The sequence below is a fragment of the Herpetosiphon sp. genome, assembly GCF_003512625.1.
GTDB lineage: Bacteria > Chloroflexota > Chloroflexia > Chloroflexales > Herpetosiphonaceae > Herpetosiphon > Herpetosiphon aurantiacus.
On the sequence record NZ_DOPT01000019.1, the window covers coordinates 28502 to 39591 of the forward strand.

Below are 11090 nucleotides of genomic sequence, written 5' to 3' on the forward strand. Positions count from 1 at the left end.
CACCGCTGGGAGCCTCGAAGCCTGCGATCATGCGTAACGTTGTGGTTTTACCGCAGCCGCTGGGGCCGAGCACCGACAAAAATTCGCCCCGCTCGACCGCCAAATTGAGCGGCGAAACCACCGTCGTTGGGCCAAATTGCTTGGTTAAATTGTGTAATTCGATAAAAGCCATGGCAGTTCCTTAGTGTGTTCCACCAAATTGAGTCTGTTGCTGATCTTTGCTATTGACCAACAGCACAACTCCAAAAATCACCCAGGTTAGGGCAAAACTAATGATTGTGAGCGCTGCTGGTTCATAGGCTTTGTTTTGACTGATCCGTGCGAGGTATGGGCCGAAGGCGGGCCAAGCCAAATATTGGGCTAAGGTCAATTCGCCCAGCACCGTAGCAAAGGTCAAAAATGCGCCATTAACCAAGGCTCCGCGCACATTCGGCACAATCACTTGCCAAATAATTCGCGGCCAGCCAGCCCCAAGGCTTTGGGCGGCTTCGGTCAGGGTTTTGACGTTGGTCGCACGCAGGCCAGCATCAATCGCCCGATACATATAGGGCAGCGTCAGCACCATATACCCTGCGATCAACAAGCCACGATTTTGCACCAAAATCACTGGCGAGCGGCTATACGATTTGATCAAACCAAACACCAACACAATTGGCGGAATCACAAATGGCATCAGCGAGACCAATTCGATCAAGCGGTGTAAACGGGGATGGCGTAAATAGGCCCAATACACCGTGGGAACCAGCAAAAGCAGGCTGGCGATAATTGTCAACAAGGCCATTAATGCTGAAAATAGGAAGGTTTCGTAAAAACTACTATCAGCAAAAACTCGTTGATAGGCAGTAAAGCCTAAAGTATCTTTTTTGGCTCGCAGCGAAAACAGAAACGTGGCAATCAGCGGCAACAAGAAATAGCTTGTACCAACGATGATAAACAGCCACGCAACCAATGACGAACGTTTTTTCATTGCAACCACCGTGCCGATCGGCGCTGAAGCCAGCTATAGAGCGCCAAAACCAAGGTCATAATTACCATCATGCCAAATGCCAAGGCATAACCCAAATTAGGATTATGCAAAATATCGCCCTGAATTTGCGCCCCAATCATAATCGGCACAATATTCAATGAGCCGCCAGTTAAGGCATAGGCTGTGGCATACGCGCCAAAAGCATTGCCAAAGAGTAAAACGACGGTACTCAACAAGGCTGGGGTTAAAATTGGCAAGGCGACGCTTCGCCAGTAGTAGCCGCCCGAAGCACCTAAACTTTCAGCGGCCTCACGCCATTGCGGGCGAAGTGCCTCAAAGGCTGGAGTTAAAATCAACACCACCAAGGGAATTTGAAAATAGAGATAAGTCGCGCTCAAGCCCCAAAAGCTGTAGAGATTAAAGCCTTGGTCATACAAATCAAAGCCCAAATTTTTGAGCAAAACGGTGACAAAGCCAACCCGCCCTAAGGTAGCGATAAAGGCAAATGCCAAGGGTACGCCAGCAAAGTTCGAGGCCACACCCGAGAAGGGAATCAAAAAAGCTCGGACAAAGCGCGGCAAACGACCCAGCACCATGGCCCAGGCCAACAAACCGCCAACCAACGTGCCAAGCAAGGCCGTAACCCCACTCACCTGCACGCTGAGCAGATAGGCATTGAGGATGCTTGGTTGACCAAGATCGGCGATATTTTGCAGGGTAAAGTTGCCCTCGTTATCTTGAAAACTACCGATCACTAGCGAGGCCGACGGAAGCACCAAAAAGGCACAAGCAAAGAGGAAAAATGGCACTGTGCCCAGCCAACTCCAATTAATGCGACGAAGGTCGAGGTGCTGCCATTGCGCACCCCGACCACGTTCTGAAGCTTGTTCTGCCACAGAGCGGCGATCCTTCCTTAATTATTCTTTGACATCGACGTTGACCGTGGTATCCCAACCATCGACGATAACTTTTTTGGCAGCTTCGAGCTGCGCCAAGGTTGGGAATACGGCGTTGGCGTAGAGTTCGGCTGGTGGCAATTTTTCCGCAATTTCGGCTGGAATTACATTGCGAGCAACCAAATCGTTGTAGCGCACTGGGTGGCCGCCGCCTTTGAGCCAAGTCAATTGGCCTTCGTCGGAGTAGAGGTATTCCATCCACAATTTGGCAGCATTTGGGTGCGGAGCATAAGCGCTGATCGCTTGAACATACACGCCACCAAGCACGCCTGATTTTGGCACAACCACTTCGATTTCAGGGTTACCGCCCAATTCATCGCGAGCGCTGATTGCCAAATAGTCCCAGGTGATCATAATTGGGGTTTCGCCCTGGGCCAAGGTACCTTGTTTGGCGATAACTGGCACAAAGTTGCCAGCTTGGTTCAATTTGCTGAAGAAATCCAAGCCAGGTTGAACGTTATCCAAGCTACCACCATTAGCAAGTGCTGCGGCGTAGACTGACTGAATCGCCAAGTTTGAGACCCGTGGATCGCCTGCCAAGGCGACTTGGCCTTTGTATTCAGGCTTCAAGAGGTCGGCCCAATCCTGCGGCACATTTTTGACCACATCTTTGTTGACGGCAAACGCCAACACGCCATAGTAATCGCCAAACCAATAGCCCTCAGGATCTTTCAACTCGTTAGGAATCGTATCCCAGGTTGAAACTTTATAGGGCTGCAAGAGATTTTCTTGCTTGGCGGATGGACCAAAAGCAAAGCCAACGTCGATCACATCGGGGGCTTGTGGGCCTTTGTTATCTTTATTGGCCTTGATCGCTTCGATTTCGTCGCCCGAACCAGCATCAGGATTCAGTTCGTTGATTTTGATGCCATATTTTTTCGAGAAGTTTTCGATCATTTCGCCGTAGTTGAGCCAATTGTGGGGCAAGGCGATCACGGTTAATTCGCCTTCGGCTTTGGCAGCAGCAATCAAAGCATCCATAGTTGATGATGTGCCACCTGAGCCAGCGGTTGGGGCGGTGGTGCTTTCGCTGGCAGCTGAGCCACACGCACTAATCATCAACGAAACGACGAGGAATAAGGCCGCTAATTTAGCAGCACGTAGCCGAAAAGCACCAAGCTTCGATTGAGCCATGGGTTAAATCTCCTAGCAAGCTAGACCACGATGCAAGAGAATCTGTCGGGTTATTGACGAGTGTAACCACAAAAAATGGGCTGGGTTGATGCTACGGGGGCTAATTTATCGTACTATAACATAATTGTAATATTTTGGTTAAGAACACATCACGCTTCAACATACTAGCCACCAACTTCGCAAGATCTGGTATGATACAACGCCGTAGAGCAATGCTGCTCACCCACTGCAACGACGCACAACCATCTCAAACCAGCCAAAAGCTCAATGCAGATCTAGCTTGGAGGCTTCACTCATTTGCCTTCTGCCTTTTGCCTTTTGACTTTACTTGGAGGCTTTATGCGGTTAATTTTGGTGCGTCACGGTGAGAGTGAGTGGAATAAAATCGGTCGCTATCAAGGCCAAGAAGATGCGCCCTTGAGCGAACTCGGCCAACAACAAGCCCAAGCCTTAGCCCAACGCCTCAAGCGCGAAAAGCTTGATGTGATTTACGCTAGCCCCTTGCAACGAGCCAACAACACCGCTCGCGCAATTGCCGAATTTCACCCCGAAGTACCATTTATCGACGAGCCAGCCTTGCTTGAAATTCATCATGGCGATTGGCAAGGGTTGTATAGCAACGATGTTAAGGCCCAATATGGCGCTGAATTACGCGAATGGCAATATTTCCCAACTCGTTCGCAAATGCCCAACGGCGAAAGCTTCTCGAACATCCTCAAGCGCGTTATTGACTTTAAAGAACGGGTTTTGAGCGAACGCCCCAACGAAACCGTGATTTTTTCAACTCACGATGTGGTTGTCAAAATTTTGGTTGCCGATGCACTTGGCATCAATATGGATCGGATCAATCGCTTGTGGATTACCAATGCCTCAATTAGCGTGATCGAATATGGCGAAGATTTGCCCTATTTGGTGAGCTTGAGCGAAGCTTGCCACCTTGGCAAATTGGCCACCGTGCGCGAAAACCAAACCGCCCTCTAAAAAATGCCCTCACCCTCTAACTTCTCCACCAAAAGCCCCTCGCTCACCGCAGTGGGAGAGGGGTTGGGGTGAGGGCATGCCGATCCTTGAAATCGAATTTCCTCTAATGTCTAGCAGACGCAGAAAAACTTCCTACATTCAATCGATTAAGCCTTGTTCGCGAGCTTTGACAATTGCGGCAGTACGATTATGCACATCGAGCTTGAGGTACAAATTGCTAATATGGCGTTTGAGCGTGCTTTCGGCAATCACCAAGGCTTCGGCGATCGCGCGATTGCCCAAGCCAGCCGCCAAATAACGCAAAATCTCATGTTCACGCGGAGTTATCGCCAGATCAAGCGTTTCCAGCCGATTGTGGTGTAGCAAGCGCAAAACCAACGGACTACTTGGCAATTGTTGCAATAATGGAATCAGCCCAGCCTGCAAATCGAGCAACGGTTGGATAATTAACTCTGGCTCGGCAATTGTCAAGGCATGTTGGAGTTCAGTCAATGCTTTGGGAAGTTGGCCTTGGCGAGCTAAAACCATGGCCAAGGTGGCGTGGATACTGACTAAGAGCGGTACAAAATTAATCCGTTCAGCGGTAGTTAGGGCTTGATTTAATAAGCTGGATGCTTGATCCAGTGCTGCTTGACGCAAAGCGAGCAAACCGCCCAACCATTGATTAATCGGGTTATTTAAATCCTCAGGGTCGGCGTTGATCAAGGCCAACCATTGGGTTGCTTGGGCTAAATCGTGCTGCTCGATCGCCAGCAAACAGCGGGTTTGTTGAATAATTAGGCGAATTTTGGCATTATCATGGCCAATCGCATATTCCTCAAGCTGTTGTAAACAGTGCAGCGCTTGGGGATAATCATTCTGCGATTGCAAAATTGCTACCCGTTGTGCTTGAGCTACACACCACATTTGGCGATTATCCATGATTTTGCTGTTATTGAGGCTTTGCTCAACCGCCGCCAAGGCTTCGGGCAATTGATGGCGCTGATGATAAATCCGCGCTAACATCCAATGCATGCCAGCCATAAATGGGCGGGGCGCTGGCAAGGCTTGTGCTTGTTCGATCAAGCTCAAGCAAATTTGTTCGGCGCGGCTAAATTGGCCGACATCGTGCAACAAACCAGCGCGATTTACCGCACCAACCGTTGATAAAAAGCGACTATTAATCGTTTGGCCTAAAGTTTCAGTTTGTTGATAGAACATTTCGGCCTGTTGAGCATCGCCCTGAAAATGCGCCACCACTGCTAAACAAAAGGTCATCACCCCTTGAATTGTCGGATCGTTGCTGGTATTCAGGCGTTTGGCTTGTTCACCCCATAAGGTAGCTTGCTCAAGCTTTGAGGTCATGGTTGCAGCCAATGCACCCAACGCCAAGGCCTCGGCAGCCAAAGGATTTGGTTCGTTGCTGCCAACCAGCTGGCTGATCCGTTCGAGATAGCCTTGAATGCCCTCGCCATTGCGCAAGGTAATCAAAATCCACATTTGAGCAATGCACAAACGTGGCTCATTCCAGATGATATGAATTGGCAATTGATCGAGCCATGGTCGCAAGGTATAAAAGGCCGCTTCGCGTACAAATTGGCCGACCCAAGGCGTAAGAATTGCCGCCGCTAACTGGTGTGCTTGGGCTTGCAAAGCGTAGTGCATCGCATCGTGAATATAATGTTGATCGCGACACCATTCGGCGGCGATTGCCAAAACACGATTGCGTAGCTCAGGATCGATCAAATTGGCGTGTTGCAGCAGAAAATCGCGAAACAGCGGGTGTAATTGCCACCACTCCTGGTCAAGTGCCCCAATAAACAGCTGACGTTCGATAATCTGATCAAGTTGGTTGGGGCCAAGTTCGCATTGCTGATGCATAAAATCGGCCAACGAGCGATTAAAACGATCGAGGGGAGCCAAAGCCAACAGAGCTTGCTGAATTGATGTTGGTTGTTGCTGAAAAACTTCTTCGAGCAAATAAACGCTAATATCGCTGGCTTGGCCCGAATTGAGCGCCCGCAAACCGTGCTCGGGGCTGGGGGCTTCGGATAAGGCTAGGGCGGCCAGTTGCAGGCCAGCAATCCAGCCAGCACTTTGATGCAGCACTTGACTTTCAATCTGCTGATTCAGCCGAACGTGCATCACATCGCGCAGAAACTCACCACCCTCATAATCGGTAAAACGTAAATCGGCTACGCCAACGGTGGTTAGCCAATTGCGTGCTCGCCAGCGAGCCAATGGTAAGGCTGGTTGTTGGCGACACGTCAACACGATATGCAATTGCGGCGGGCAATGCTCGATCAACATGGTAAGCGCCTCGTGAATAACTGGATGATCGATCATCTGATAATCATCGAGCACCAATACCCAATGCTCAGTTTGCTCATGGAGTTGGTTGATTAGAGTAGTGACCACATTGATTAACACTTGATGGCCGAGTAGCTCCAGCCATTGCCAATTGAACTGCGGCAGTTGGGCCTGAAAACCTTGTTGCAGATATTGGGCAAAGCGTAACGGATCGTTATCGTGGCTATTGAGGGTCAGCCAAACACAATGTTGCTGTTTGGTGATGTGCAACCAAGCGCTGACTAAGGTCGTTTTGCCAAAGCCAGCTGGAGCACTGATCAAGGTTAGGCGTTGGTTACGCCCAGCATCAAGCCGCTGATAGAGGCGCGAACGTTTGACCACCCGCTCGCGTGGCGGCGGCACAACTAATTTAGTTTGGATGAGTTGGAGCATAACACAATCCCTCAAGGCCTACTTGTCAGTCTACCACAGCCAACTACACCTTGTGGCTACACCTTTTGAATGAAGCTTGATCGCCGCACTGCGCTCTACAATAATATGAAATTGCTGTTAACAAGGAGTTGGAAGAATGCCACGCATCGAAGCCTTGCTTGCCGCTCGTCAATTTGTTGTTCCACAACGCGCTGGCGATTATCTTTATTTTATTAGCGATCTGAATGGCCGCCTAAGTTTATATCGGATGCTGCTGACTGGCAGTGTGCCTGAGCCGTTGCTACCGCCCGATATTGCCTTGCAAACGCCGCACCATATGGGCGGAAAATCGTTTGTAGTGCTGGCCGAATACAATCAAATTGTGGTTATGATCGATAAAGATGGCGATGAAAACTACCAACCGCTGCGCATTCCCCTGACTGGGGGCTTCCCTGAGCCAGTTTTTGGCGATCAATTTGCTGATGCCCAAACCAACCTCTCCAAGCTTGACCCAAGCACAGGGATTGGCTATTTGAATGTTGCTTCACGCGTGCGGCCCGAACTTAGTTGCTATCAAATTAATGTGTTGACTGGCACGAGCACTTTACTGCATACTGGCCCAGATGGCCCATTTTATGCGACCTCAGCTCCCGATCAACAAACAATTATCACGGTCGATGGCTATGGCATTGGTGATAGCGTGATTTATCGCCAGCAGCTTGGTAGCACCGAGCGCTCGGTAGTTTTCGGTACGCCGATGGATCAACGTACAACGCCAGTTGAGCCAAATGGTATGGGCTTTGGCGAATGGGTCAATGATCAGGTGGCCTTGGTGAGCACGAGCCTCTTTGATGATTGTTACAGTTTAGCCTTGTTGCGCCTTGATGGCGCGCAAAGCTTGGATTCCGTGACGATCGAGGGCTTGGTGCATAGCGGCCAAGGCGAATTTGATCGCTTGTTACATCTGACTGAGCAGCGCTTTTTGATTGGCTACAATATCGATGGCTGTTCGTGGTGCTACGAAGCAGAGTTTGATCTAGCTGGCAAACGTATGTTGGTTACCAAGGTTTTGGTTGGCCAAGCACCGCTCGACAATGGCGTTTTAGAGTCGATTGACTATGATCAAGCGAGTGATAGCTTTGCGCTTTCGTTCTCGACTGCGATTGCTCCAACCCAAATCTACACGATTAAGTCCAGCCAAGAGCTGCAACAGCACACCACCGAACGAGTTTTGGGCATCCCCGTTGAGCATTTAGCGGCTGGCGAAGATGCCTCATTCAACTCACATGATGGCCTGCGCATTTCGGCACGACTTTATCGCCCAGCTCCAGCTTTGGGCTATGAAGGCCCACGCCCCTTGGTGTATTACATCCATGGTGGCCCGCAAGGCCAAGAACGCCCCGATTTTGCCTGGTTCTCGATGCCCTTGATTCAATTTTTGACCTTGAAGGGCTTTGCAGTCTTTGTGCCTAATGTGCGTGGCAGCAGTGGCTATGGCTTTAAGTATATGAACCACGTTACCCACGATTGGGGTGGCCAAGATCGGCTTGATCATGTGCATGCCATGACTAAGGTTTTAGTCAATGACCCGTTGATCGATATCAAACGAACTGGGGTGATGGGGCGTTCGTATGGCGGGTTTATGACCCTGACCTTGCTGGGCCGTCACCCTGAGCTTTGGCGAGCAGGCATCGATATGTTTGGCCCCTACGATTTGCACACCTTTTCGGCGCGAGTGCCTGAAACTTGGAAGAGTTACATGGCAACCCAAGTTGGCGATCCTGTAACTGAGCATGATTTCCTAGTCGAGCGCTCGCCCAAAACCTATATGCACAACTTAGCTTGCCCATTATTGGTGACTCAAGGAGCCAACGATCCACGGGTGATTGAGCGTGAATCGAGCGAAGTGGTGCACGAATTGCAAGCCTTGGGCAAAAATGTTGATTATCTGTTGTTCAGTGATGAAGGCCACGATGTTTTGAAGTATGCCAACAAAGTGACATGCTATAACCGGATCACCGACTTTTTCAGCCAGCATCTCTAGAGAGTAGGGTTCAGGGGTTAGGCTTGCCAACAACTAACATTCCCTCCCCACCTAGCCCCGCCTTTCAAGGGTAGATTTTTAAAATAGTTGAGTGGGCTTTATCGTTGATTGGCATGCCCTCACCCCCTTGCCCCCTCTCCCGCAGGCGAGGAGAGGGGAACCAGCCCATCACTTGGAACTCCCCTCGCCTGCCGCAGTGGGAGAGGGGTAGGGGGTGAGGGAACGTTGTAAGAGGAACGTAGGATGAAAACCCTGTGTTCTCCTGAATGCATGCTTGAAATACTGCACCATTATTTAAAAAATATGGTACTATACACTCCGGTGAGCAGGGCCATTAGCTCAACGGTTAGAGCACGCGGCTCATACCCGCTTGGTTGGGGGTTCGAATCCCTCATGGCCCACCATCAATCCCCTTCTCACAAATCTCTCCATTAATCACCATAGATTTTTGCTTGCTGCGATTGCTATTTAACGCCGTGCGAAGCCAGTTGACTCACGAATCACTAAATCGGGAGTTAGCTGAGGCAATGGCCATGGCCGTTGATCGATTAAATTAAGCGTTGCTTTGGCTGCACTCATGCCCATTTCGAAGGTTGGTTGGCGAACAGTAGTTAATGGGGGCGTGGTATAGGCTGAGCTTGGCAAATCATCAAAGCCAATCAGCGAAACATCTTCGGGCACCCGAATTCCTCGCCGATAGAGCGCTAAGCGAGCACCATAGGCCATTTGATCATTGGCTGCAAAGAGGGCGGTAAACGGGTTTGCTCGCATTAATAAGGTTTCGACGGCTAGTAAGCCCGATTGTTCTTGAAACGTTCCCTCAACAATCAGGTCGGGATTAATTGGCAAGTTGGCATCGCGCAGGGCTTGTTCGTAGCCTGCCTGGCGATCAAGTGTATCTTGATGGCTGCGAATTCCAGTAATATGGGCAATCCGCTGATGGCCCATTTCAATTAAATATTGGGTTGCGCGATAAGCTCCTTGGAAATTATCAACCAAAACACAATATTCTTCCAAACTTGGCACACTTCGCCCAATAATGATCAAGGGAAATTCTTGGGCTGCGGCCAACATTTCGGCATCAGGCATTAAACCACCTAAAATAATTAATGCCTCAGGTTGGCGTGAGCGCAGAATGTTTAATGCGTTGTATTCCTCAGCTTGTTGCCAGTTGCCATCGGCAAAAATCGGGTGATAGCGACTGCCACGAAATCCATATTCGATGCCGCGCAGTAACTCGCCATAAAACGGGCTACCAATATCTTGGGTCAGCACGCCAATAATCGTCGATGTGCCACGAGCCAAGCCTTGGGCAATCAGATTTGGGCGATAATCCAACTGTTGAATCGCCGTTGTTACAGCTTGGCGTTTGGCTTCGGCTACAGGTGTGGTGCTGTTCAAGACCCGCGAGACAGTACTGGGTGATACGCCAGCTTTGCGTGCAATATCATGGATGGTGATCCGTTTACTTCCAGTCATAGTGCTTAACCAAACTAGCGCTTCCAAGCTATCAATCGTTTCATAATGAGCATCAACAATACCATATTCCCGTTTGAATGCAAAGCATGGGCTTCTGCCGCTTGTGACGCAAACGGATGGTTGGCTTTGGTTTAATCGTTGCTTGGCGCTTGGATCGCGATCGGCACACTGCTGCTCGTGCTCCAAAAATTACCCTATTACGACTATAATTTGAAAATTATTTTCATAAATGTGTGTATTTTGAAATAAATTTTCAGAATACTTTATAAAATGAATGGAATAATCAAATTTTTCGATCAAATCCTTGACTTTTTATTAAAATTATGCTAATTTTCTGAAAGCGATTTCAAAAACCTCACCTCTTTATCACCAACCATCGTGATCCGTGTTTAGCTGGCCCTTTTACCAACGACAAAACCAGATTCAGGATGTTCTGAATAAAAAGGAGACCAATGATGGACTCAGCAACGCTCTCTCGGCATCGTATAGTTCGAACGATCACGCTGCTTATCCTCACAAGTTTTATCCTCGGTCTTTTTGCATTTACGCTTCAATCAACGGCTGCTCAAACTACTCCAACGGCCTCGGATAAGGCCTATGGTTGGTTGCAAGCGCAGCAGTTGCCAAATGGATTGGTCGATAGCTTCGAGCACGGGGGGGCTGCCGATGATCTGTGTGTGGTCTATGACCAGGCGGTGGCAGCGATCGCCTTTGTGGTCAAGGCTGATTATGATCGTGCTCGGGCGGTGCTGACCGCTTTGCGTGGCTCGCAATGGGATGATGGCAGCTGGCACAACATTTATGCCTGTAGCAATCCCAACCAAGTGAT

General features: G+C 49.5%; 8 protein-coding genes, 1 tRNA gene and 1 pseudogene. 4 read left to right on the plus strand and 6 right to left on the minus strand.

Features of this window, described 5'->3' with window-relative positions; genetic code table 11:
- The 4 genes from DEF47_RS04315 to DEF47_RS04330 all read right to left on the minus strand — a co-directional run.
- The coding region (locus DEF47_RS04315) for an ATP-binding cassette domain-containing protein (protein WP_287044991.1) at nt 1-172 on the minus strand (172 nt) is incomplete at its 3' end.
- A gap of 9 nt (nt 173-181) precedes the next feature.
- Complete coding sequence (locus DEF47_RS04320; RefSeq protein ID WP_012190013.1) at nt 182-967, minus strand: ABC transporter permease; 786 nt, start codon at nt 965-967, stop codon at nt 182-184.
- On the minus strand, nt 964-1863 hold the full coding sequence (locus tag DEF47_RS04325) for an ABC transporter permease (protein ID WP_012190012.1): 900 nt from the start codon (nt 1861-1863) through the stop codon (nt 964-966). Before DEF47_RS04325 ends, DEF47_RS04320 begins: the two co-directional genes overlap by 4 nt.
- A 21-nt stretch (nt 1864-1884) precedes the next feature.
- The gene (locus DEF47_RS04330; protein WP_041306305.1) at nt 1885-2982 is read right to left on the minus strand and encodes an extracellular solute-binding protein; all 1098 of its coding nucleotides are present in this window, start codon (nt 2980-2982) and stop codon (nt 1885-1887) included.
- Nucleotides 2983-3396: 414 nt separating this feature from the next.
- Between DEF47_RS04330 and DEF47_RS04335 the strand changes: the two genes are divergently transcribed.
- The gene (locus tag DEF47_RS04335; protein ID WP_012190010.1) at nt 3397-4038 is read left to right on the plus strand and encodes a histidine phosphatase family protein; all 642 of its coding nucleotides are present in this window, start codon (nt 3397-3399) and stop codon (nt 4036-4038) included.
- 138 nt (nt 4039-4176) lie between these two features.
- On the opposite strand, the gene DEF47_RS04340 is transcribed toward DEF47_RS04335, so the two are convergent.
- The gene (locus tag DEF47_RS04340) at nt 4177-6759 is read right to left on the minus strand and encodes a winged helix-turn-helix domain-containing protein (RefSeq protein ID WP_012190009.1); all 2583 of its coding nucleotides are present in this window, start codon (nt 6757-6759) and stop codon (nt 4177-4179) included.
- A 136-nt stretch (nt 6760-6895) separates the two neighbouring features.
- Between DEF47_RS04340 and DEF47_RS04345 the strand changes: the two genes are divergently transcribed.
- Together DEF47_RS04345 and DEF47_RS04350 are read left to right on the plus strand one after the other, a co-directional pair.
- The gene (locus tag DEF47_RS04345) at nt 6896-8782 is read left to right on the plus strand and encodes a S9 family peptidase (RefSeq protein ID WP_012190008.1); all 1887 of its coding nucleotides are present in this window, start codon (nt 6896-6898) and stop codon (nt 8780-8782) included.
- A gap of 328 nt (nt 8783-9110) precedes the next feature.
- Nucleotides 9111-9186: transfer RNA gene (locus tag DEF47_RS04350), tRNA-Ile, on the plus strand.
- A gap of 64 nt (nt 9187-9250) precedes the next feature.
- Here the strand turns inward: DEF47_RS04350 and DEF47_RS04355 are convergent.
- On the minus strand, nt 9251-10261 hold the full coding sequence (locus DEF47_RS04355) for a LacI family DNA-binding transcriptional regulator (RefSeq protein ID WP_012190007.1): 1011 nt from the start codon (nt 10259-10261) through the stop codon (nt 9251-9253).
- A 452-nt stretch (nt 10262-10713) separates the two neighbouring features.
- Here DEF47_RS04355 and DEF47_RS04360 point away from each other — a divergent pair.
- Nucleotides 10714-11090, plus strand: a pseudogene (locus DEF47_RS04360) (hypothetical protein); the annotation flags it as partial.